General features: G+C 52.5%; 24 protein-coding genes. 17 read left to right on the plus strand and 7 right to left on the minus strand.

Features of this window, described 5'->3' with window-relative positions; all coding sequences use genetic code 11:
* The first annotated feature begins 91 nt into the window (after positions 1-91).
* The 17 genes from AAAK34_RS01215 to AAAK34_RS01295 all read left to right on the plus strand — a co-directional run bounded on the left by AAAK34_RS01215 (position 92) and on the right by AAAK34_RS01295 (position 14,352).
* Complete coding sequence (locus AAAK34_RS01215) at positions 92-457, plus strand: toxin-antitoxin system TumE family protein (protein WP_231697000.1); 366 nt, start codon at positions 92-94, stop codon at positions 455-457.
* Positions 454-804, plus strand: coding sequence for a transcriptional regulator (locus AAAK34_RS01220; RefSeq protein ID WP_231696999.1), 351 nt, complete (start codon positions 454-456; stop codon positions 802-804). Before AAAK34_RS01215 ends, AAAK34_RS01220 begins: the two co-directional genes overlap by 4 nt.
* 258 nt (positions 805-1,062) lie before the next feature.
* On the plus strand, positions 1,063-1,314 hold the full coding sequence (locus AAAK34_RS01225) for a type II toxin-antitoxin system Phd/YefM family antitoxin (protein WP_231696998.1): 252 nt from the start codon (positions 1,063-1,065) through the stop codon (positions 1,312-1,314).
* A gap of 40 nt (positions 1,315-1,354) precedes the next feature.
* Positions 1,355-1,672: a type II toxin-antitoxin system RelE family toxin gene (locus AAAK34_RS01230; RefSeq protein ID WP_431777650.1), complete on the plus strand. Its 318-nt coding sequence runs from the start codon at positions 1,355-1,357 to the stop codon at positions 1,670-1,672.
* A gap of 208 nt (positions 1,673-1,880) precedes the next feature.
* A complete protein-coding gene (locus AAAK34_RS01235; RefSeq protein WP_231696996.1) occupies positions 1,881-2,081 on the plus strand; it encodes a Fic family protein in 201 nt (66 codons plus the stop codon).
* Complete coding sequence (locus AAAK34_RS01240) at positions 2,078-2,239, plus strand: hypothetical protein (protein ID WP_431777651.1); 162 nt, start codon at positions 2,078-2,080, stop codon at positions 2,237-2,239. The genes AAAK34_RS01235 and AAAK34_RS01240 overlap by 4 nt, the downstream gene beginning before the upstream one ends.
* A 65-nt stretch (positions 2,240-2,304) precedes the next feature.
* Complete coding sequence (locus tag AAAK34_RS01245; protein ID WP_231696995.1) at positions 2,305-2,532, plus strand: addiction module antidote protein; 228 nt, start codon at positions 2,305-2,307, stop codon at positions 2,530-2,532.
* A gap of 419 nt (positions 2,533-2,951) precedes the next feature.
* A complete protein-coding gene (gene glf, locus AAAK34_RS01250; protein WP_231696994.1) occupies positions 2,952-4,064 on the plus strand; it encodes a UDP-galactopyranose mutase in 1,113 nt (370 codons plus the stop codon).
* On the plus strand, positions 4,061-4,453 hold the full coding sequence (locus AAAK34_RS01255; RefSeq protein ID WP_231696993.1) for a hypothetical protein: 393 nt from the start codon (positions 4,061-4,063) through the stop codon (positions 4,451-4,453). The genes glf (AAAK34_RS01250) and AAAK34_RS01255 overlap by 4 nt, the downstream gene beginning before the upstream one ends.
* 217 nt (positions 4,454-4,670) lie before the next feature.
* Positions 4,671-5,057 carry a hypothetical protein gene (locus AAAK34_RS01260; RefSeq protein ID WP_431777652.1) on the plus strand — a complete coding sequence of 129 codons (387 nt, stop codon included), beginning with the start codon at positions 4,671-4,673 and terminating at the stop codon, positions 5,055-5,057.
* A 53-nt stretch (positions 5,058-5,110) separates the two neighbouring features.
* Positions 5,111-6,391, plus strand: coding sequence for an ABC transporter ATP-binding protein (locus AAAK34_RS01265; protein ID WP_431777990.1), 1,281 nt, complete (start codon positions 5,111-5,113; stop codon positions 6,389-6,391).
* A gap of 904 nt (positions 6,392-7,295) precedes the next feature.
* Complete coding sequence (locus tag AAAK34_RS01270) at positions 7,296-8,366, plus strand: polysaccharide pyruvyl transferase family protein (RefSeq protein WP_231696991.1); 1,071 nt, start codon at positions 7,296-7,298, stop codon at positions 8,364-8,366.
* Positions 8,367-8,386: 20 nt separating this feature from the next.
* Complete coding sequence (locus AAAK34_RS01275; protein WP_231696990.1) at positions 8,387-9,289, plus strand: glycosyltransferase family 2 protein; 903 nt, start codon at positions 8,387-8,389, stop codon at positions 9,287-9,289.
* A gap of 101 nt (positions 9,290-9,390) precedes the next feature.
* Positions 9,391-10,377, plus strand: a complete 987-nt coding sequence (locus tag AAAK34_RS01280; RefSeq protein WP_431777653.1) for a glycosyltransferase family 2 protein — start codon at positions 9,391-9,393, stop codon at positions 10,375-10,377.
* A gap of 6 nt (positions 10,378-10,383) precedes the next feature.
* A complete protein-coding gene (locus AAAK34_RS01285; protein WP_231696989.1) occupies positions 10,384-11,379 on the plus strand; it encodes a glycosyltransferase family 2 protein in 996 nt (331 codons plus the stop codon).
* Positions 11,380-12,315: 936 nt separating this feature from the next.
* Positions 12,316-13,413 carry a UDP-galactopyranose mutase gene (gene glf, locus AAAK34_RS01290; RefSeq protein WP_231696987.1) on the plus strand — a complete coding sequence of 366 codons (1,098 nt, stop codon included), beginning with the start codon at positions 12,316-12,318 and terminating at the stop codon, positions 13,411-13,413.
* 21 nt (positions 13,414-13,434) lie between these two features.
* Entirely contained in the window at positions 13,435-14,352 is a 918-nt protein-coding gene (locus AAAK34_RS01295) for a glycosyltransferase (RefSeq protein WP_231696986.1), read from the plus strand.
* Between the two features lie 15 nt (positions 14,353-14,367).
* On the opposite strand, the gene AAAK34_RS01300 is transcribed toward AAAK34_RS01295, so the two are convergent.
* The 7 genes from AAAK34_RS01300 to AAAK34_RS01330 form a co-directional block, all read right to left on the minus strand.
* Positions 14,368-15,186: a glycosyltransferase family 4 protein gene (locus tag AAAK34_RS01300; RefSeq protein WP_431777654.1), complete on the minus strand. Its 819-nt coding sequence runs from the start codon at positions 15,184-15,186 to the stop codon at positions 14,368-14,370.
* 195 nt (positions 15,187-15,381) lie between these two features.
* Positions 15,382-16,536, minus strand: coding sequence for a glycosyltransferase (locus tag AAAK34_RS01305; RefSeq protein WP_431777655.1), 1,155 nt, complete (start codon positions 16,534-16,536; stop codon positions 15,382-15,384).
* A 195-nt stretch (positions 16,537-16,731) separates the two neighbouring features.
* Positions 16,732-17,634, minus strand: a complete 903-nt coding sequence (locus AAAK34_RS01310; RefSeq protein WP_231696984.1) for a glycosyltransferase family 2 protein — start codon at positions 17,632-17,634, stop codon at positions 16,732-16,734.
* 616 nt (positions 17,635-18,250) lie between these two features.
* Positions 18,251-18,604, minus strand: coding sequence for a hypothetical protein (locus tag AAAK34_RS01315; RefSeq protein WP_431777656.1), 354 nt, complete (start codon positions 18,602-18,604; stop codon positions 18,251-18,253).
* A gap of 440 nt (positions 18,605-19,044) precedes the next feature.
* A complete protein-coding gene (tfpZ, locus tag AAAK34_RS01320; protein ID WP_231696981.1) occupies positions 19,045-19,803 on the minus strand; it encodes a TfpX/TfpZ family type IV pilin accessory protein in 759 nt (252 codons plus the stop codon).
* 64 nt (positions 19,804-19,867) lie between these two features.
* Positions 19,868-21,721: a tetratricopeptide repeat protein gene (locus AAAK34_RS01325; RefSeq protein ID WP_431777657.1), complete on the minus strand. Its 1,854-nt coding sequence runs from the start codon at positions 21,719-21,721 to the stop codon at positions 19,868-19,870.
* A gap of 128 nt (positions 21,722-21,849) precedes the next feature.
* Positions 21,850-22,341 carry a pilin gene (locus tag AAAK34_RS01330; protein ID WP_231696979.1) on the minus strand — a complete coding sequence of 164 codons (492 nt, stop codon included), beginning with the start codon at positions 22,339-22,341 and terminating at the stop codon, positions 21,850-21,852.
* Between the last annotated feature and the right edge of the window lie 144 nt (positions 22,342-22,485).

A 22,485-nucleotide genomic window follows, 5' to 3' on the forward strand; every position in this document is an offset into this window, starting at 1 on the left:
TGACACAGCGCTGGCGGATGTGCAGCGTCTGTTAGCAGGATAAAAACACACATCGACCGAAACTTGGTATCATCAGATCATACAATTCGGCATGACGCGTGACGCTGCCCTTGACACCCTGCTTGATCTGAACGGGTCAATTCTTGACCAAGGAAATGGTTACTGGATCAAGCTGGAGGCATGGAAAGTTGTCGCAACTGATCAAATTCCGCATGGCGTTCGATATTCGCTTACGCTTCATGAGCCTTATGGGCGCCGCATCTTGGGTTATGACAATGCTCACTCAGTCAAGCCTCCTAAGAAGTTCAAGTACGCGGGTCACATAGTGGCGTTCGATCACAAGCATCGACATGCGATCGACAAGGGCGTGCCTTACGAGTTCAAGGACGCCCAGCAATTGCTGGAAGATTTTTTCGCGGACGTAGACCGCGTTTTACTGGAGTTGAGGAAGCCATGAAATCCTTTGTGATTGGCATCATGCCCCAAGACCAGATTCGCAAGCGTGTATTGGCCATTGCGCGCGGCGACTACAAGCCCAAACCGAGCGAACCGAAAATCTGGTTTACTTCGATGAAGTCGCTGGCCGAGGTGCTAAGTGACGAGAATCGAGCATTGCTGCGCGTTATTGCCGAGACTGCGCCAGAATCCATTTCTGCGCTAGCGCATACCACCGGGCGCAAACCGGGCAATCTTTCACGCACGCTCAAGACCATGTCCAACTACGGCATAGTCGACTTGAAACGTGAGCGCAACCTCGTACGACCCATTGCAAAGGCGACCGAGTTTCGGATTGTTGCCGCATAAAGTAATGCTAGGAACAAGGCGTCTTTTTGCAGCCAATAGCCCAGCTATTGACAAGAAAGGCAACGCAGCCGATCACCCGAATTCGTGTTGCCACCGACCGCGGGAATTTACGTAGCGCATCCTCGAACGCTACGGAAAATATCGCCCCCGTTCGCGACTCAGATTGTTTGGCTTCGGGCAGGCATTGCCAGACGCTAGAACTTAGCTTGACCAAAGAGCGGTCTGTAGCTATATTGAGCTCTAAATATGGAGCCAATTATGGAAACCATCCTTACTGACGTCGTGGTGAGCATGTCCGAGTTCAAAAAGAACCCGGCTGCCGTACTAAGGGAAGCCAACAACCGACCTGTCGCAGTGCTCAACCACAATCGAGCCGCCTTCTACATGGTCGAGCCGCACCTCTTCGAGGCCATGCTGGAGGAACTCGCTGACCAGGACCTGTATCGCAAGGCGGCCAGTCGCCTGGCAGAGAAGGCACGGGCTATCGAGGTGGACATTGACGACCTCTGAAGGAAAGCAGAAGCAGAAGCACAAATACAAGCTTCGCTTCATGCCCGAGGCCCTTGAAGAATGGCGTAATTTGGACGGCTCTGTTCAGGCCAATCTCAAGAAGCTTCTTGCCAAAAGACTCGACAACCCTCGCGTTCCCGGCGGAGAACTACACGGACCCCTTGCAGGGTGCTACAAGATAAAGTTACGGCAGCAAGGCGTCCGGCTGGTGTACTCTGTGGAGGACGACTACTTGTTGGTAACCGTGGTGGCCGTCGACAAACGCGAAGACGGGGTAGTCTACGAGTCCGCCATTGCACGCCTATCTGCTGCGGCCGCTGCTCTCACCAAAGCGCTGCGGAACAAGCTCACAAAGTAGCTTGTGTATTGATCGAGAATAGAGCCGAACTATCTCATCATATGGAACGGGGCTAGAGTCGGGGCTAGAGTCGGGGCTAGAGTCGGGGCTAGAGTCGGGGCTAGAGTCGGGGCTAGAGTCGGGGCTAGAGTCGGGGCTAGAGTCGGGGCTAGAGTCGGGGCTAGAGTCGGGGCTGGCCGCCAAGATCGTTCAGCACCTCGGCACGCAAATGACCGCCGGAAAGGCAGAACTGGCCAAAGCCCTGGGACATGTTTCGGTGTCGGGCGCACTACACAGGCAAACTCGAAGACTGCTGGATGCCGGAATCATCGAGATGACCATTCCTGAAAAACCACAGAGCCGCTTGCAGCGCTACCGCTTAACGGCTGCGGGCCTGCGCTTAGCAAACACAGGGAGGCAAGTATCGTGACCACCAATAGCAACAGTCTGCCTGGCGACCTGCAGTCCGCGGTGGGTTGGGGCATCCGACCCGACATCGACAATACGCACCAATCGCCTGCCGTGGAAATCATGGATCTACTTCCTGAAGAGAGGATGCACGATCATCGTCCTGCTGTGCGGCGGTGACAAAAGCACGCTAGCGAAGGACATCAAGGCTGCAAAGCGCCTGGCTGAAGCATGGAGCGAATGAATTGGCTGAAAAACTGACTACCTATGATCCCGACGTGGACCTGACTTCTGACGAAGCCATTGCGATCTTCATGGCGGAAGCGTTCCAGACGAATGACGCCGGCTATATCGCGCATGCGCTGGGGGCCGTCGCGCGTGCCAAGGGAATGGTCCAGATTGAAGGGCAAACCGGGCTTTCCCGCGAGCAGCTTTACCGCTCTTTCAGCGAGAACGGCAACCCGACTCTATAGACGACTCTGGCGGTCATGAAAGCCCTGGGTATCGAGCTGACCGCCAACCATCTGGCGCGAGGTGTGCACACCAGTCACCCCCAAGCCACCCCAAAAGTCGCAGCACTACTCCACGCGTTACACGGACCCCTTGCAGGGTGCTACAAGATAAAGTTACGGCAGCGAGGCGTCCGGCTGGTGTACTCTTTGCAGGATGACCACTTGTTGGTAACGTGGCCGTCGACAAACGCGAGGACCGGGTAGTCTAGGAGGCCGCCTTTGCACGCCTATCTGCTGCGGCCATGGCGCTCACCAAAGCGCTGCGGGAAAGGCTCGAAAGTAGCGTGTATGTTGATCCAGAATAGAGCCGGAATATCTCAGCATCGGGAACAGAAACTGAAGGCTTCACGCCAACTGATGTGTGAAATCCTGTGCCTCAAATGAACACTCCAAACATTCTTATTGCCGGTGCTGGCTTCGCCGGCAGCGTTGTAGCTCGCGAACTGGCCGACGCCGGCCACAAAGTCCACGTCATCGACAGGCGCCCTCACATCGCCGGTAACGCGTACGACGAATACGATGCGCACGGCGTACAGGTTCATCGCTACGGACCGCACATTTTTCACACCAACAGCGAGCGCGTTTGGAACTACCTTTCACGCTTTACCGACTGGCATTCCTACGAACATCGCGTGCGCGGCGTGGTTGGTGGCAAGCTCTACCCATTCCCTATCAACCGAGACACACTCACCCAGCTGTACGGACTGAATCTGGACGAAGCTGGTGCAGCAGCCTACTTCGAGCAAGTACGAGAGCCGCGAGAGCCCGTGCGAACTAGTGAAGATGTCGTGCTCAACAGCGTGGGGCGTGACCTTTACGAGAAGTTCTTTCTCAACTACACGCGCAAACAATGGGGCATGGATCCGTCGCAGCTCAAGGCCGGGGTGGCCGCGCGCATTCCGGTACGCACCAACACAGACGACCGCTATTTCACAGACACCTTCCAGGCCATGCCGCTGCAAGGCTACACGAAGATGTTCGAGCGAATGCTCGATCACCCCAACATCAACGTGGAACTGGGCGTAGATTTCTTTGATGTGCGCCAGCGCGGCGGGTTTGACCACGTGGTCTACACAGGCCCGATTGACACCTATTTTGGTTATTGCTTCGGGCCACTGCCCTACCGCTCACTACGCTTTGAGCATGAGCATCTGCCGGGTGTGGAGCAGTTTCAGCCAGTGGGCACCGTGAACTACCCGAACGATCACGCTTACACACGCATCACGGAGTTCAAACACCTGAAGGGCCAGCAGCACTCAGGCACTTCCATCGTGCGCGAGTACCCGCAGGCTGAAGGTGACCCATACTACCCTATACCTAGCGACGAGAATGAGGCATTGTTTCAGCGCTACCAGGCGCTGGCGGAAGCTGAGGCCGGTGTCACCTTCGTGGGGCGGTTGGCGGAGTATCGCTACTACAACATGGATCAAGTGGTGGGCGCGGCACTGGCAGCAGCACAGCATCTGCGGTCACGAGAGTTGAGGAAGCCATGAAGTCCTTTGTGATTGGCATCATGCCCCAAGACCAGATTCGCAAGCGTGTATTGGCCATTGCGCGCGGCGACTACAAGCCCAAACCGAGCGAACCGAAAATCTGGTTTACTTCGATGAAGTCGGTGGCCGAGGTGCAAAGTGACGAGAATCGAGCATTGCTGCGCGTTATTGCCGAAACCGCGCCAGAATCCATTTCTGCGTTAGCGCAACCACCGGGTGCAAAATCGTTCATCATCTCTGCACGCGCACAACAGCCGGAAAAGCAAAACTGGCCAAGGTCCTCGGACATACTTGCGGCATATTCCTTGCATATCATGCAAAATGAGTACAAGCAGAGATTGAGCTTAATAAAGAATAAAGCGCCTCACACCGAGCCGAACGCAAAATAACAGAACACTAATGGATGAATGAAAGCAGGGCGTCATTTTTTCGCCACCCCGTGACTAAACTAGATCACTATAGATTGAAGGTCAGCACGCCAAAAATCCCTGAAGTGCGAGTGAGCATCTATACTTTTTTATTCTCCACATAGCTCGCCATTTTTAATAAATTGTGGCGGAAGAGTAATGCGCATTATGAGATCAACTATTGTGTTTCTTAGTCGTCATGTTTGACACGCTGAAGAAAGTTTGGGCGCTTTTCTTGCCCTCCGAACAGCGCAAAGCGGTTTGGATGCTGCTGCTCGCGCTGTTAATGGCTATAGCCGAAACCGTGGGCGTTGTGTCGATAATGCCCTTCCTATCGGTACTAGCAAGACCCAGCATTATTCAGGAAACCCCTTGGCTGTATGCGGTCTACATTCGCCTTGGGTTTACTGAGCCGCGCAGCTTTATCACGGTGCTCGGGTTGACCTCCATTGCACTCGTCATAGCCTCGTCAGCTTTCAAAACAGTTACGCAACACCTACTCAACCGATTCGTTCATCTTCTGCGGCATTCCATCAGCAGCAGGCTTATGGCACGCTACTTGAGTCAACCCTATGAATTTTTTTGACTCGGAACAGTGCAGAGTTGTCCAAGAGCATCCTCGCTGAAGTAGACATGCTGATGGGAAACCTGATTCAGCCTATGTCGCAAGTGATCGCACAATCGATCATAGTGCTAGCCATGTTGACACTGGTATTTATCTACAACCCCTGGATGGCACTCGCAATCGTGTTGGTCTTGGGGACACTTTACGGAGCGATCTACGGCTTGGTGCGTCAGCGCCTCCGGCACATGGGCACCGAGTTACAAACCGTAAACAAGGAGAGATATCAAAGCTGCAATGAAGCACTGCACGGCATTCGCGAGATCAAGGTGATGCATGCTGAAAATAGCTACCTGCAGCGCTATGCCCAGGCCTCCCGCACGCAAGCTCGGCACATGGCCGCCGCAGATACGCTCAGCCAGACTCCACTCTATCTGGTTGAAGCAATTGGCTATACCGGCTTAATCATCATCGCTTTGAGTCTACTGGCTCAAAAAGGAGACATTGCTCAAGTCCTCCCTGCATTAGGACTCTATGGATTTGCAGCGTACCGCATGCTCCCTGCGGCACAGGTCATGTACCGCGGCTTTACCCGGTTCCAGTTTGCGTCTGCTGTACTGGATCACTTGCATCAGGGCATGGCTCTTCGCGAGCATCCGCTAAGAACCTGCCCTCCGCAAGCGCTACCGGTTCGCACAGAAATCCGCCTGCAAGGAATTCACTACGCATACCCGGCAAGCCAAGACAGGCCGGTTCTAAAAAATTTCAATTTGGTGATTCCAGCCAACACCTGCATCGGAATTGCGGGAAAGAGTGGAGCCGGCAAAAGCACGGTCATGGACATTCTGCTTGGCCTGCTCGAACCCCAACGTGGAATACTCAGCGTAGATGGCACAGCCATCACACAAAATAACGCAGTAGCTTGGCAGCGCGCTATTGGCTACGTGCCACAACATATCTACATAGCAGACGGCAGCGTTGCGGAGAACATCGCCTTCGGCCTGCCAAAGCAGCGGATCAATATGCATGCCGTAGAACGAGCCGCACGAATCGCTCAAATTCACAAGTTCGTGACCGAAGAATTGCCTCAAGGGTACGACTCAATGGTGGGAGACCGGGGAATTCGACTTTCGGGCGGACAGCGCCAGAGGATAGGAATTGCCCGTGCGCTCTACTGCGACCCTGCTGTCCTTTTTATGGATGAAGCGACCAGCGCTCTGGACGCTGACACCGAAGAAGCACTAAACGTAGCGATTCGTAGCTTATCGGGAAGAAAAACTATAGTGGTCATCGCCCACCGGGAGGCGTCACTCAAAGCATGCGACTTGGTCGTAACATTCAACCCACCTCCCACCTAGTCAATATATGGCGATTCAAGGGCTCTAGCAATGATGATCAAAACTCCAGTTTAGCCAAGTTAGTGTGGTCCAGCGTTACTGAGGAAAATCGAGCCATAAAACAAGAACCGCGAAGAAGATAGTCGCTCATCTCCAAAAAAACACCCTCACAACATTGATGTAGTTCCGAGTTTTATCCTCACAGTAATCGAAAGAGCTGGTAACTGTAGCGACTTCAGTCTGACCAGTTCGTTAGCCCACAAGAAAGTGAAAAACATCTTGCTGAAACCGACCATCGAAGCGCTGCCAAATACGCAGACACTCAAGGCCCTCTGCCCCGCGTCGTCATATCCATGCGCCAATGCAAACATAGAGAAGTAGACGCGGAACACCCCGAGGGGCGGCAGTCATCCAACTTGGTCTTTTCAAGGCCCGCTTCCGTGACACAGTCCAATACACGTTCCCGAAAATTAAACACCAGATCGGGCAGAGGAACTCATAAGTATGAGAACTTGCAATACTACTACACAGCTAAATATACTGTTCGGGTTGAGCAATACATACCACCAAAAAGCATCAACCAAAACAAAACCATCAAAATCAATTCGCATTTACATAAAAGCATCAAGCAACCCCTTTGACATCCACATTCGGCAGATAGAAATCCTGATCAAGTTATCCGCATACCATGCATCTCTATCTTAACAATCTAATGGAGTTACCTAACTTTGGGTGTCGGACTACTGGCCTGGCGCTGGAGCAACTTATCCAAGTAAACAATAAAATATTGAGGATAGACGCATTGGAAAGCGTTAATCACTCAGGTTGGGATGCTTACGCCCGCGGCCCACTGAAACTTGGCGGAATTCTAACGCACAAATTCTACAACCGTGCGTGGCGAACTAGACTATTGATGCCTCGAGCAATGAGGCTCATTGAAGCAATTGACCGATCATTTGGCGCAAAACACGATTACATAACCAGTAATCCGATAGAAAGCCTAGAACTATACAAAACTTTCTCAAAAACCACGCCACGAATCAAATCACTTTCCGACCAACTCGAAAGATCGTCTGGACTTATCATAAATGGCGAAGGTACGCTTATTTTCGGAAAATCAACAAGCAGAGATGCGCTATACATTCTTTTCGCAATCGCTCTTGCGAGAGAAATAAATAAGCCAGTCTACCTCTTAAATGCGATGATAGCGCCTTGCCCTTACAGCGGCGAAGACACCGAGGTAGTTAAAAGTGCAATACCTCTACTAGAGTACTGCCAAACCATCGCCGTTAGAGAGCATCAATCGTATGAATATGTTTCCTCCAAAATAGGAAACTCAAAATTGCGACTTATCCCTGATGCTCTTTTTACGTGGGGAAGCCGCTTTCGAAATTGCCATCGAGCTCTTCAAAAAGAGTGGGAGATTGGATCTTCCTACCCAACCCATGAAGGATTTTCTAATATTTCATTCAACCGCCCCTATGTGTGCATATCCGGAAGTTCGAGCGCATGGCGATATGAACACTCTATCCAACCACAGTTCAAGAAACTTGTGACATCAATTCAAAATTTGGGCTACCCCGTCTTTTGTATTGAGACTTGCGACGGAGACACATTCCTCAAAGAAGTAGCAATCGAGTGCGGCGCTAGATTTATTCCAAAGCACACATCGGTTTTTGCTGCCGCAGGCCTCATCGGCGGAAGCATTGCGTATATTACAGGAAGATACCACCCGTCAATCATCGCAAGCGCTTCAGGTGTACCGTGTATATTCCTATCTTCAAACTCCCATAAAACATCATCAATACAGAAACTACTTGGTTACGATGAAATAATAGAATTTCCTATATGCCCGAACGATAATCAGATATCCGATATCCTAGAGCATCTCGAGAAAATAGCAATGAACCGGGAGAGCATGTCAAGATCCATATTAAATAATTACAACAATCAGTCAGATCTTGCCATGAGTTATAAAAATATTATCGAACAATGAACTTCAGTGCTTAGCATGCCATGGTTTATACAGTAGCGATTATAGTCACCTACAATCGACGCACGCCACTCCTGGCGTGTCTCTCAGCAGTAGCAGGGCAGACACGAAAGGCAGACAAAATCTTAATTATCGATAACGCATCGACAGATGGAACTATTGAAACCCTGGAAAAATCGGGATGGCTGTTACAGCCAAATGTTGAATTAGTTACGCTTGAGAAAAATATCGGTGGAGCAGGTGGATTCCATGTAGGCATGAGACTTGCCTTTCGCGAGGGTGCTGAGTGGTTATGGATAATGGATGACGACTGCATTCCCGAACCAGATTGCCTCAAAAATCTTCTTCGAGCCCCGTTGTTACTCCCTACAAATCTAAGAGATAATATTGGATTTCTCGCATCCAGGGTAATTTGGAAAGATAAAAGTCCATGCTTGATGAATATTCCCGTTCCTCATGGCTTATGGATTGAACCGCACTTTTACTCCAGCAACTTATCGCGTCTAACTGCCTCTTCTTTCGTGTCTATGCTAGTCAGCCGGAAAGCGGTCGTACAGCACGGCCTCCCAGTTAAAGAATTCTTTATCTGGTTTGATGATTCGGAGTTCAGCAGACGAATCTCTAATGAAATGTATTGTTACTTGGTATCTGACAGTGTCGTAACACATGAAACCAGCAGCAATTTTTCGGCCTTAGATTTTCGACAATTGACCCAAGAATCTCTTTGGAAATTTTCCTACGGAATCAGGAACGAAGCAAGCTATCACTTTGAGAAGGACAGCCTCCTCTCTGGTTCTCTTTTCTGCTTAAGAACAATTACCAGAGCAATTCGGCACACGAAAAGCTGGAAACTTAGGTTTGCCGTCGCAAGAGCTTGCTGGAGTGGATTTAGATTTCGCTACACTCGATACATCGAGCACGTGTAAGCATCCTGCCGCGTCAACATTACTCCTACTCATCCAGGAACAGGAATTCCATCCTCCCATCTCCACAACCCCTCAACCCTATAACTAAGGCAGCCTAGGAAGTGAATATCGACATATCGATTATCATCCCAGCTTACAATGTAGAAGATTATATCGGCGACGCCCTTCAGAGCGCATTATCTCAGGAGCCTCCAGTCTCTAGGATAATAGTAGTTGATGACGGCTCATCAGATCGAACTCGGGAGATAGTACGAAACTTCAAAGATCCGCGAATCCGCTACCAATACCAGAACAACCAAGGCCTGGGGCCCGCTCGCAACGCGGGAATCGAACTTGCGGGGTCAGATTTTATATATTTCATGGATGCCGATGACATCCTTTTACCTGGGTTAACCAGTTCATTTAAAGAAGCACTAGAGCGGCACCCAGGCGTAGATCTCTTCGCCTTCTCCGCTATAGACTTCGAACACAAAACAGGCCTCAAGTTACCTAGTAGCGAGTACTTGCAACGAAAGAATGGCGGAATTTTTAAAAATGGAAGATCCTGCTTAATTAGTTCACTAGAGCAAGAGAATTTTCCAGTCTGCGCATTTCTTTATATTTTCAGACGGAAAGTTATAGATTCAAAAGAGCCTCTTCGTTTTCAAAACATAATCCATGAGGATGAGCCTTTTACTCCGGCGCTTTTCATGAGAAGCGGCACCACAATCGTTACTCATCACGTCTACTACCGGAGACGAGTTCGACCTAATTCTATCATGACAAGCCCAGCAGGCGTTCGCAATGTGATTGGGTACCTCCTAACTGCTCAGTGGTGGCTTAGAGCAACGCAATCGCATTCTTCTGCCGAGGAGCGCTTATTCGTTCGACAAGCGACGTTTTTTTATTCACTTGCAATTCAAATATCAGGCCGCGCAAGAGTTCCGATTTCCTACACTCGATCGCTAGTTAAGGAATACATCCCAGAACTCTCACGTTTTGCAATGCTCGACGCAGCCTTGAGCCGTCTTTCGAGGAAGCTCGCCCGATACTTTATCAGCCTCCATACCAGGTTCTTACCCACTGCTAGACATACCAAATCGGTCTAGATGCGCATGCCTTCACCAATTGTCACCGTCATTATCCCTACGCACAATAGACCTGAGCTTCTTTGTCGTGCTGTAGAGAGTGCTTTTCAGGAAATGTCTGACGAAGAAGTCGAGGTTATCGTTGTACCAAACGGTGGGGATTACACTTGTGGAGAATCGCTTTCTAAGTGGTCCGGCAAAGAGAATTTAAGAATCATTCCATCTGAGCCCGCTGATCCTAATGCCGCACGCAATCTAGGCTTATCTAAAGCCAGGGGCCATTTGATACGCTTCCTTGATGACGACGACTACTTGATCCCACAGACGGCCAGGAAACAATATATTGAGCTCCTCGATTCCAATTACAATGTAAGCCTTTATGGAGCTAGAATAGAGGATGAAAAAGGAACCTGCCACGGCATAGCAACGCCCTCCAGCGAAAGTGACTTTGTTGCAATGACCCTGAGCGGAGATTTCTTGGCACTCCCTTTCACCGTCGTTTATAAGAGGGCAATAATTATTGACAAGCGCTGGGGTAGCCCTCTTAGGATTCCGGAAGACGAAGAATGGATGCGAACAATTGCCACTTCAAATCAAGTTTTGCACCTCGCAAAATCGGATGTTGTCGGCGTATGGTTTCAACACAGAGGAGGTAGACTTTCATTCAATAGAGCAAACAACGCTTACTTCAAGAATAAAGCAGACTCCATTCTCAAGACATATAATGCGGTATCGAATGCTGGCCATATGAACGCATGCCGAAAAAAGGCAACCGTGCAAGGATTATGGAAAACCGTCCACGGAGGATTTTACCTCTCCCCTTTATATTGGTCTAGATTTGCAAAGATTGCTTTAACCTTGGACCCTTCCTCACGTCCAGAATTTGACGTTTTTGATAAACTAAGTTTTCTTCCGCCATTGGCTATTGAATGGATGCTTGCACCTAAGCGCATAGCAAACCATGCAGTACGTCTCTTTCGTGAATCCCTGTTCGCTAGAAGCCATATTCGTAAGGTACCCTGAGCTATTCGGACCATCAGAACTCTGTAGCCGCGGTTCTCCTTGGACACAATTGTTCAGTTTTGCTTTCAAGGCGTCTTTTGGCACTAACTTCTCGCACACTCGAATCTCACAAAGTCTCCGTCGATGCCAATGCGGCCGCTGACGGAACCGTTGCGGCTCTTCGATCCCAACAGTTGTTTGACGCATAGGCTTTTGGGTTGGTGGTACTTCCTGCGGACTCTGGAGTCTCAGGCGGCTTCGCTGCCGGTTTACAGCATGCACTCGATTCAGGACCCGATTGAGAGTGGATGACCGATGCTGACGCCGAGCCCCATCTCGAGGCCTTAGAGAAGCTTATGGAATTTACCTCCGATCCTTCCACGATAGATGATTCACTGGCAGTCCATGCTTATGAAGCTTCTTGGTTGACGACTGTGCTTTACCTTCCACTAGACGATGTGGAGAATTCCAAAGATATTGCGAGGTGAGACAGAGTTCGGTCGCTCCTTTTTCTTGAATTCCTTGCCCATTGAAAAAATGGTAGAACAAATCGGTTTACCCCACGCGGACTATTTCATAGCAGCAGATGATGTTGAATGCTGCGTCCGCGCGCATCGCGACGGTGCGGACTTAATGATCGTTGGGCTAGGCCGCGTCGATCACCCAAAGCCGCGCCCATTTATGGCGATGGTCCTATGGAGAACTTTGACATGCTTGGCGCCCCCTTGGGAAAGATACTACGACATCCACAACCGTCTCCTCATTTCTCGCAAGCATTTTGAAATCAAGTTCTTGACGCAGACCATCCCCGGCCCTTTTTGTTCGGTTTCTTACTGCGTTACTGACAGAACCGAATAAGATGGCACAGTCCTGCTTTTTTCGGCAGCTTCTTCAATGGTGTGCTCGGGCTTAAGGGAAATCGGCACGATAAGTGGGACATTAAGTTTTGAGAGCTAGATGACAACTTCAACCATTCTTATCGCCGGTGCTGGCTTTGCCGGTAGCGTTGTTTCCCGCGAACTAGCTGACGCTGGCCATAAAGTTCACGTCATCGACAAGCGCTCTCACATCGCTGGCAACGCCTTCGATGAGTTTGATGCCCAAGGCGTGCAGATTCATCGCTACGGCCCGCACCTATTTCACACCAACAGCGAGCGGGTGTGGAATTACCTCTCACGCTTTACCCATTGGCACCCCTATGAACATCGTGTGCGTAGCGTGGTAAACGGGAAGCTCTATCCATTCCCGATCAACCGCGACACGCTCAACCAGCTTTACGGGCTAAACCTGGATGAAGCTGGCGCTGCCGCCTACTTCGAGCAGGTACGAGAGCCGCGTGATCCCATTCGCACCAGCGAAGACGTAGTGCTCAACAGCGTGGGGCGGGATTTGTACGACAAGTTCTTCCTCAACTACACCCGCAAACAGTGGGGTATGGAGCCCTCTCAGCTGAAAGCAGGGGTCGCAGCGCGTATTCCGGTACGCACCAACACAGATGACCGCTACTTTACGGACACCTTCCAAGCCATGCCGCTGCAGGGCTACACGAAGATGTTTGAGCGCATGCTCGATCACCCCAACATCACCGTGGAACTGGGTGTAGATTTTTTCGATGTGCGCCAACGCAGCGGGTTTGACCATGTGGTCTACACGGGCCCGATTGACGCCTACTTCAGCCACTGCTTTGGTCCCCTGCCGTACCGCTCATTGCGCTTTGAGCATGAGCATTTTCCTGGTGTGGAGCAGTTTCAACCTGTGGGCACCGTGAACTACCCGAACGATCATGCATACACGCGCATTACCGAATTCAAGCACCTTAAGGGTCAGCAGCATCCGGGTACATCCATCGTGCGCGAGTATCCGCAGGCCGAGGGAGATCCCTACTACCCTATTCCCAGTGAAGATACCGAAGCCCTTTACAAGCGCTATCAGACGCTCGCGGAAGCTGAACCCGGCGTTACGTTCGTCGGTCGACTGGCCGAATATCGCTACTACAACATGGATCAGGTGGTAGCAGCCGCAATGAACGCCGCACAGCGGATCATCGCAGCCTGAGCTTACCAACAGAAAGGCCTCATGATCTCCGTAACAGCTATTGTTGTAACCTACAATCGCCCCGCTTTACTTGCGAGAGCTCTGGATGCGATCGAAGCGCAGACCATTCCTCCCTCCCAATTGCTGGTCATCGATAACGGCTCCGGACCCGAAACCGCTGATGTACTCCAGCACTTTCAAGGCCGAACCTCAATGCCCACGACCGTCACGCGCTCGGATGCAAACCTTGGCGGAGCCGGAGGATTCGCGCTGGGCCTGCAATCTATAGACGTTGCTGACGGACATTGGGTCTGGGTCATGGACGACGATGCCGAACCGACGGAATCTTGCCTGGAACGACTCACCGAACTGATCAACGACAAAGAGAACATCATGGCCGGACCCGCCGCCGTGGGGCACCCGCCCGACCACAATATCTTATGCTGGCCCGCTTCCAAACAGGATGGGAGCACTGTTCGACATCTGACGGACATGCCTAGCTCGCCATTGCCCGTGAAGTCGCTGCCTTTTCTTGGTTTATTGCTGCCTTCGACCGCTATCAACTGCATTGGTCTTCCCGAATCGCGCCTTTTCATATCAGGCGACGACATCGACTTCACAATGCGCGCTCGCAAAGCAGGTTACACGCTGTATCTCCAGCCGACTGCCGTTCTTCGGCACCCTTTACCAGTGCTTCAACCCATAGGCCTACTACACCGAAGAATCTGGCTCCAACGCATCCCAGCGTGGAAGCGATACTTTGAAGTGCGCAACCGCCTGTGGGTAGCCCGCCGTCACTACGGCATAGTGCCACAGCTTGGGGTGCTGTGCGTGACACTCCTGCGCTTCGCGTTCACCATGATCCAAATGCCTGATCGACTTCAACAGGCCAGAGCCTATCTACACGGCATCACTGACGGTATGCTCGGACGGCTGGATCGCCGGCCACTTGGCCCCTAAAGTGCCAAGAATGCATCAACGCCGAGCAATCACATCATGATAAAGACTCGCGTAAGCGCTCACCATCGCGGTCACCGAAAAGCGGTCCTGTGCCGTACGGCGCGCGGCAGCACTCAGGTTCGCTAAAGCGGCCTCATCCGATGACATGTGCCTTGCAGCTGCTACAAATGCCGACACGTCATCGCCCGGGCACACATATCCATCGATTCCATTCGTCACCACTTCCAGCAGTGAAGATTGATCCGACACGATGGCCGGCAAGCCTGCCGCCATGGCCTCCAGCACCGAAAGAGGTAAGCCTTCGAGCCTGGACGGAAACAGCAACGCATCCGCTTCCTGATAGGCCCGCGATACTTGCTGTTGCGACAGCCGCCCAATGCAAACGCAGTTGGCAGGCAATTGCGCCCGCTGATGGGCTCCATGCGCGTCAGCCGTGTATCTCAATTCAAACTCGTTCCCGAGCTGGTGCATGATGGGACCTAGCATGTCGATGCCCTTACGCGAAGACCAGTTGCCTACATAAAGCAGGCGAAAAGGTTTCTGCAGCCTGCGCTTCTGCAAAAGAACGTCTGTCGCCGGGATAGGCACACCGTTGATGATGGTTTGTATATTCTGAGCACCAAATTCACGCCGTGTTCTTTCAGCGGTGTACTCGCTGACGGCTACTACCTTGCACGCGCGCTCCAAGATCCAGGCCTCCGCAGGGCGCACCCAATACCGGTGATATAAGGCCTGCGCCCTACTCTTGTAAGGCGCGTACGCCGGGTCGTGCACGCACAGGTGCATGGTTGCCACCAATGGCAAATGGGGGGAACAAATCGACGATGTAGCCATGTATTGACGTGGACCGCGCTAGCCCACGAAGGCGCCTGCGGCACATTCACCGACCAAGGCAGGTATTCGGCCCGCGCGGGCAGCCAACTCACTTCGGCGCGAATGCCTATGCCATTCAGTCCAGCGCACAACTGCTCGGTGAACACATCCACGCCCGTTCCCACCTTCACGGCAGGAAACCAGATGCCCAGTTCGTCAAGACGCATCTTGCCCGCTCCTGCCTTGAGCAACGTCAGCCAGCACGCGGGCATATCCAACTGTCACCTCAGCCCAGTCCAGCTTGGTCAATAGTGTCTGACGCAAAGTAATGGCGCGCACTTGCGCCGCCGAAGGATCACGCAAAACAGCGCATATTTTGTCGGCCATGCTTTCCGGGTTTGTAGGATCGACCTTCATTTCATCGAAGCCATCGCCCCATACCTGCCGCAGGGCGGGCACATCGCCCGCCAGCACCGGGCAGGCGCAAGCTGCCGCCTCCACCAACACTAGACCTAAACCCTCTTCATCACCCGAACGGGCGCGTACGAATGGAGCAACAAAAAGCGTCGCGCGTCGATAAAGTGCGGGCAAGTCGGATTGGATAACGGGCCCTATAAACCTGACATGCGAAATCAGTCCGAGACGGATCACTTCAGCCTTCAGCGCCGACTCATCAGGCCCAAACCCGGCCACCGTTAACTTTGTTTCTGGGTAATAGCGATGCACCAGAGGCAAGGCCGCCAGCAAGTGACGCAGTCCCTTTTTCTCCACCAGCCGCCCGACAAACAACAACTCGCAAGGATGGCGGAGCACAGAATCATCTGGCACAAAGCGATGCGTCATGTCCACACCCATCGGCTGCACTGACACCCTCGTCATATCAGCATTCAAGGCGCTCATCGAGTCACGCATGGCGCTGCTTACTACGGTCGCCGCGCTAGCACGGTCGAGCACATACCGTTTGAGGCCATCCAATACGCTACCCTTAAGCGCATACAGATCCGCTCCGTGCGATGTCACCACGAACGGTGGACTTCGCCCCGGCAAGAACTGCAGCATAGCCGCCATCAAGCCTTGCGGAATCAACCAGTGCGCATGGATCACATCAACGCTCTCCCGCCCGCACAGCCGCCACGCCTGCCATGCTTGCATCAGGATGAAGGAAGGCACCAACAGCAGCTTCCATCGGCGCAGTTGCAGGTTGGTGACGATCCCGCCGTCGTTGACAAGCGTTTCCCAGCGCTCAGGCGCATAGCGATAACGCACGACCTCCACGCCGTCCATCACCTCGCGGGACGCGGCTCCCGGTGCATGGGGGCCAAGCACAATCACGCGAAACTGCCCTGTAAGGCGCCTGGAAAGCTCATGCACGAATCCTGGCTCAGGATCGTTCCTCCACCGAGGGTACGTGGATGCGAGAACGAGCAACGTTTTCAAAAGCCTCCACCTTCGCGCAAAACTTCGCCCCATGAATCGAAAAGACAAACGTGTATCGGACTATTGCTCTGCATTTTCTTCAGGATTTCGGCCAGAAAAATTCATTCCACGTGCGATTGCTGAAAGACGCTATCCATCTTTTCGATACATTAGTGCTGTGATCTGTTCGGAAATCAAGCCCATCATGAACGTGACCACTCCGCCGGTATAAAAAAGAGCACTCATATTAGTAAACCGCCCCATCGTGCTGTATGTATAAACATACCAACCGGTCGCCAGCGCCCATAGAAACAGTGCAACGGGTCCGAAAAGCTTCAACGGAGAGTACAACGATCCAATCTTGAAGATGATGAGTAGAAAGCGGGTTCCGTCACGTAGCAGGCGCACGTGGCTCTTCCCGATGCGCTTAGAAGCATGAATAGGAACATAAGCCACTGAATACCCAGCGCGAAAGAAGGCCATTGTGCTGGTAGTGGGGTAAGAGAATCCGTTGGGAAGCAGATATAAAAACTCTCTGAACTTGCTTGCCCGCACAGCGCGGAAGCCTGAAGTCAAGTCTTCCACCCTATGCCCGGTCATCCAACTGGCAAGGCTGTTATAGAGGCCATTTGCCAAGCCCCGCCCAATGCTCGCCTGTGAGCCTTTTTGCCTTGCGCCGACCACCATATCGTGGCCTTGGTTCATTTTTTCCAGCAGACGGGGAATGTCCGCAGGATCGTGCTGGCCATCTGCATCCATGAATACAATTACTTCTGCGGTTACCGCTCGGGCTCCTGTTTTGATTGAGGCACCGTTACCCTTGCTGTAGGGGTGACTTATCACGCAGGCGCCGGCGCTCCGGGCTACCTCCGCCGTGTCGTCGCTCGAACCATCGTCTACGATGATGACTTCTGCCTGTGGATGCGCCGACACGAGGGCCCGCACAACACGAGCAATGGCATTGGCCTCATTTTTCGCTGGGAGCACAATGCTAAAGGTAGGCACTGCGCTTGGGTTTCCCTGGCAAAAACGGTCAGTCGCACGAACGTTCATCAATCATCAGCTCTACAGAGCGCATGTGTAATGTGAAATGGAGAATCCGTGCTTTGATACGGCTCCTATAGTTCCGGTTGCAAAGCGGCCTTCCGTTGCGCAAACTCAACTCCCATTGAGCAGCATCGATACCAGCGATGCACGTCCGTATTTTTCACCAGCGTCCGCTCTTCAAGCATTAAGTTGCAGCCAGTCGAATGGCATGCGCACTCGACACTCTAGCATGCTCGCGACGGTGGGCGCGACATTGACAAAGATAGTCGACGGCCGGCTTATCGCTCCTTGGACATGCCCCACTATCAGGGGTTTTCCCCGGTGGCGGGTTGCCGCCAAGTATCTTGCGGAGATCCAGCCGTCTGCAGATGATCGGAGCCAATGAAGATGAGCAAATCGTCAGGCGCGCGCCTGCAGCCACAGCACAAGCTCCATCACCTAGCCGTCCGAGCAATGCGCGGCGGCCAGCATTCGATTGTCGAACTTCTGACGCACGGGGTAGGCGGTTTTGATATAAGCATCTGACGGGTGGGTTGCCTTGGTCAGAAGCACCAATCCAAACGGCTTACCTGACCGCTTCAACCGAACGAATTCGCCTTGCGTCCTGGCAAGGACAGCATCGTCATAAACACCGCCAGTTGAAATGCTGGGGTGCTTCGCATTTGAGTTCGTGAAATATCACTTCTCTTGTCGAACCATAATCACGGTAAAAACGGCCTTTACCTGAAAACGCCAGATCGGAGGCTACGATATAACTCAGTTCGTAACCACAACCACGTTCGGCGGGTAGGTCCCCGAAACAAGATGCACCCGGTTGATGCCCGTCAGCTTGCTTCACAAAAGGCTGGAAGGGCATTCCGCACTGGCTGGTCACCATGCCCGCCACCGTCCAATTGGTGAAAGAAGCGGTACGAATGCCACGAGATGAAAGATGTGGACGCTCCAATATCGCCAGTCCGAGCGAAACGCCCGGCAAGCGCTCTTGTTCAAGATATGCGCGCTTAAGACTTTCCAGATATACCCAGACATATGACTTGGCTTTTCAAGCTGCGGGGCCCGCACCCCACAGCAATTCCGAGTGAAGCTCTTCTTCTAATTTCGCTCTAGCCTACTGCAAAAGCCACAGATCCTGTGCTATCGGACTGTCAGAACGACCACCATGCCGACAGGCACCGCCAGCCAGCGCAGCACGGTGCTATCCGTGATTTCTCCTTTACGCATGACCCGCCAGCTAACCCAGTCCCAGACCAGAAATACCAGCGCGCACGCCGAGGCCAACAGTTCCATAGATAAGAGCCATCGTCGTGGCCGCCTCGGCCATACGGTTAGCACTGCAGCGGCGATGAGTACTGAAACGCCGTACGTGGTAGTAGCTTCTAACAATAGATTTTTCTCGGCGTCACGCAAGTCACCCTCCTACAAAGAGTCGATATTCAGCCATGCCACGGGTAGAGCAGTTCGAGCGTCGATGATCGCCACCCAAAACACTCTAGCTGCCTGAACTGGCAGCCACAGCAAACCTTGCTCCTCACGTGCAGACTTCACTACGGCGGCATCGATCGCTTGAACCTGTTCGGGAAAGCGTGAACGCAGTGATTCCATGGATTTGGCAACTTGCAAGATATCGGCCAAGTGTTCAGCCACCGGTCGATAGTTTTCCACGACGTGTTGCAAATCTCGCCCACCGCCCAATGCACTCATGATGAGTTGATAATTGGCACTAGGATCTGCAACTTGCTGGACAAATACGGTGTGATACCCCACCCAGTCCACCCCGCGCCACTCTGGCTGTAAAGCTTTTTTTCGTTCGCTCTTTGGCAGTTCACCCGCGCTCACCACAACATAACGATCGACTGTGAACACTAGGAACGCAATTCGCGCCTGTCCAACGGTGTGCAGGCCATATGCCAACGCAGCAATTTGGAGCGTAATCACCACAGCGTAATCAGTCAGCAGTTCATTTCGCCTTTTATTCGGGTTGTAGATCACCAGTGACATCAAAGGCCCCAGTGCGAGATCACACGCTACTACCAGCACGAACAACTTGATTCCACCCATCATCTCCGCGAAAGGATGCGGAAACCACAGGTTAAACACCAGATATGCTGCTAACGCTGCTAGGAGCGCAGTAGCAATGAAGTGAATAGAAAAGGCCTTGAGTTTTGCAAGCCACATAGACGATCAGATTTCCCTAAATCCAGCGCTTATACATACTGAGTCAGTAATGCCGAAAAACGCTTTAACTAGCACCCAGCAGATCCAGATCGCGCTGCCATTTCAGCCGAGCAAACAAGCCCTCTGGCATCCGCATTGCCCGGGCACTCGACAGAAAGTCATTGGCCGCCTCCTGTCCCTTAGTCTTAAGCGCTAGTTGATGGAGTGTCTTGATGGTATCCATGTCAGGCGTCACCTCCAACGCGAGCCGCATCTGCACCATGGCACCCTGCACGTCGCCGCCAGAAAGCAATACATTGGCTCTGATCACGCGCAAAGCCTTCTGATCAGACCTACCTCGAAATACCGGGTTTTCTTGCACCAACTCAACCAACGCAATGACGTCCACTGCGGAAAGCATTTGACATCTCCCATGCGCTTGCATGCGTGCGATCGCATCCAATGAAGCCACCGTCAAGTGGCTATGCTGGCCTGTGGGCAACGACTGCCGCGCATGAGCCAGCCACCGACGCGCAGCATCACCACCGTCGTTCAAATAGCAACTTGTCCGCAACCCTTGCATCGCCACGCTGGTGAATTTGGGGTTACGCTGAATCGCGCCCTCATACAACTCATCCACCTGCTTGACTTTGCCAGCACGCATGTATGCTCCCGCCAGCATCTGCAAGGCTCTAGGTGAATCAGGATGCGCCTGCGCCCACACGAGTTGCTGCCGACCACCCCACATAGAAGTGGTCTGCCACAGCATAAATGCCATGAAGAGCGCATACGCTCCGGCCACCAAGCCACGCACATTGGCCGGCACTGCCGCCCATGCGGTGAAACTGACCACCAACGCTAGCACTGGTCCCATGAGCGGAACGTAGTTGCGGTGCTCAAAATACAGGAATAAAGCAAACATGCCCGACTCGAGCAGATGTCCCGCCAGGTACCACAGCAAGGCAAATAACAGCAGCGGACGGCCTCTGCGCCACAACACTGCTCCAGCGAATAACACTGCAACCCATGCGATCAGGGCCAGTTGCACCCCAGAATCGGAAAAATGCAGAGCGGGATAGTCGTCTCGGAACGGACTTAGGTCTGCAAGACGGGGTACAAAAGCTACCGCTAAATATTCCCACAGAATAACGGCCTCACTCGCCAAACGCTCGTGTAGTTCGAAAGGTCGGTTCCAGTACGTACCGGAAATGCTGGGCAGTCGGCTTACCATGTAACCCAGCACAGCCGCACTGGGAAACCACATACAAAGAGTCAACAGGCGCTGTAAGCTGCGTTTTTGAGCAGTTGTCGGCAGAGAAGTATTACTTGGGTCTGGCGTTGTATGTTCATTCCCGTACAGGACGTGGTGCGTTACAAGAAGTAGAAGGGGCAGCAGTACGCCGTTTTCCTTGCTTAGGGCAGCAAGAGCCGTACAAAATCCGATGCTCGCAATAGCAAATATCGTGGCGAGACGTCGAGCTTCCGCAGCGCAGGTCCGCGCCCAGACATAAGCATGGAAACCAAGCAAGACCAACAATGCACTCAGCGTCGTCATGCGCTGGATAACCATCAGCGAAGCCGACGCTAGGATGGGGAGAACACCCCACAGAAAAGCCACCGCCAACGCTATCCAATCACTGCGCCCCAGCATGGCGGGCAGTTGTTTCTGCATGCGGCGCACAAGCCAGCACAGCAGAAGTACGTTGGCGATATGGATCAGGATGTTGACCCAAAGAAACGGCGCGGCGGTCTCTGGATAGGAGCCGCGCTGCAACAGAAAGGATGCCAGTGACAGTGGGCGCCCCAACGGGCCGGAAGTACCTCCGAACACGTAGGTGGCAGCGTCAAGCCCATCCCGCACGGTCAGCATGCCATCGAGCGAAGGGGCATCGTCTGTGAAAAAAATGCCCCCTGTGCCGAATGCGTAAATCCCGAACAAGAACCCGGTCAGCACGCACAGTAGCTTTAAGAAACTACTCGACATACGTATGTGAATACCTCCACCGCGCATGAAAAAAAGCATAGCCTCGAAAGGCTATGCTTTTCTTTTTGAATTAACCGAGTTAATTAACCACGGCAAGAACCGGGCAGGAATCTGGATGGCATGTCTGTACCATCGGTGGTTGCATCGCCACAACGCCATCCCCACACAGTCTTGCCAACATCGCCGTTTACCAAAGGAGTATTAGCAGCTGATAATGGAACCAGCGTTACCTTTTTGCTTTGCGCCTCTGTCGGAAGATCACTCGCAGTAGTAGAAGTAACGGTCACCTTGCCAGTATCGGTCGTGTTAACTCTATAGACGTACTTAGTTGCTTTGGCATCGGTAGTAATTTCGCAGCCCCACGAATCAGCAGCCGGCAACGTCGATCCAGTGGTACTTTGAACAGTTTCGGTAATGCTGGTGCGGCAAGCTGAACTTGCCATCACAATCTCAGACACTTTCGCACGAACCGTGTAATCCTGATAAGCAGGCAGTGCCACAGCAGCCAAGATACCAATGATCGCCACGACGATCATCAATTCGATGAGGGTGAAACCCTTTTGAACAGCTTTCATTTCAATTTCCTTCGTTGATTGGTGAACCGTCTGGAGAACAGTGCATATGGTGCGGAATCGCACACACTCTGCACATGCATTCGCCGTGCCAACTTAAGTGCACCCTTAAAAGCGTGCACTATTGCACAAGCAGGGGCTCGGCAC

Source organism: Ottowia caeni (assembly GCF_050821495.1).
Lineage (GTDB): Bacteria > Pseudomonadota > Gammaproteobacteria > Burkholderiales > Burkholderiaceae_C > Ottowia > Ottowia caeni.

Excerpts from the sequence above, each read along its gene's own strand:
- AAAK34_RS01215 (WP_231697000.1), top strand. The coding sequence starts at position 92 with ATGACGCGTGACGCTGCCCTTGACACCCTGCTTGATCTGAACGGGTCA.
- AAAK34_RS01220 (WP_231696999.1), top strand. The coding sequence starts at position 454 with ATGAAATCCTTTGTGATTGGCATCATGCCCCAAGACCAGATTCGCAAG.
- AAAK34_RS01225 (WP_231696998.1), top strand. The coding sequence starts at position 1,063 with ATGGAAACCATCCTTACTGACGTCGTGGTGAGCATGTCCGAGTTCAAA.
- AAAK34_RS01230 (WP_431777650.1), top strand. The coding sequence starts at position 1,355 with ATGCCCGAGGCCCTTGAAGAATGGCGTAATTTGGACGGCTCTGTTCAG.
- AAAK34_RS01235 (WP_231696996.1), top strand. The coding sequence starts at position 1,881 with ATGACCGCCGGAAAGGCAGAACTGGCCAAAGCCCTGGGACATGTTTCG.
- glf (WP_231696994.1), top strand. The coding sequence starts at position 2,952 with ATGAACACTCCAAACATTCTTATTGCCGGTGCTGGCTTCGCCGGCAGC.
- AAAK34_RS01255 (WP_231696993.1), top strand. The coding sequence starts at position 4,061 with ATGAAGTCCTTTGTGATTGGCATCATGCCCCAAGACCAGATTCGCAAG.
- AAAK34_RS01260 (WP_431777652.1), top strand. The coding sequence starts at position 4,671 with ATGTTTGACACGCTGAAGAAAGTTTGGGCGCTTTTCTTGCCCTCCGAA.
- AAAK34_RS01265 (WP_431777990.1), top strand. The coding sequence starts at position 5,111 with ATGGGAAACCTGATTCAGCCTATGTCGCAAGTGATCGCACAATCGATC.
- AAAK34_RS01270 (WP_231696991.1), top strand. The coding sequence starts at position 7,296 with ATGAGGCTCATTGAAGCAATTGACCGATCATTTGGCGCAAAACACGAT.
- AAAK34_RS01275 (WP_231696990.1), top strand. The coding sequence starts at position 8,387 with ATGGTTTATACAGTAGCGATTATAGTCACCTACAATCGACGCACGCCA.
- AAAK34_RS01285 (WP_231696989.1), top strand. The coding sequence starts at position 10,384 with ATGCCTTCACCAATTGTCACCGTCATTATCCCTACGCACAATAGACCT.
- glf (WP_231696987.1), top strand. The coding sequence starts at position 12,316 with ATGACAACTTCAACCATTCTTATCGCCGGTGCTGGCTTTGCCGGTAGC.
- AAAK34_RS01295 (WP_231696986.1), top strand. The coding sequence starts at position 13,435 with ATGATCTCCGTAACAGCTATTGTTGTAACCTACAATCGCCCCGCTTTA.
- AAAK34_RS01300 (WP_431777654.1), bottom strand. The coding sequence starts at position 15,186 with ATGGCTACATCGTCGATTTGTTCCCCCCATTTGCCATTGGTGGCAACC.
- AAAK34_RS01310 (WP_231696984.1), bottom strand. The coding sequence starts at position 17,634 with ATGAACGTTCGTGCGACTGACCGTTTTTGCCAGGGAAACCCAAGCGCA.
- tfpZ (WP_231696981.1), bottom strand. The coding sequence starts at position 19,803 with ATGTGGCTTGCAAAACTCAAGGCCTTTTCTATTCACTTCATTGCTACT.
- AAAK34_RS01330 (WP_231696979.1), bottom strand. The coding sequence starts at position 22,341 with ATGAAAGCTGTTCAAAAGGGTTTCACCCTCATCGAATTGATGATCGTC.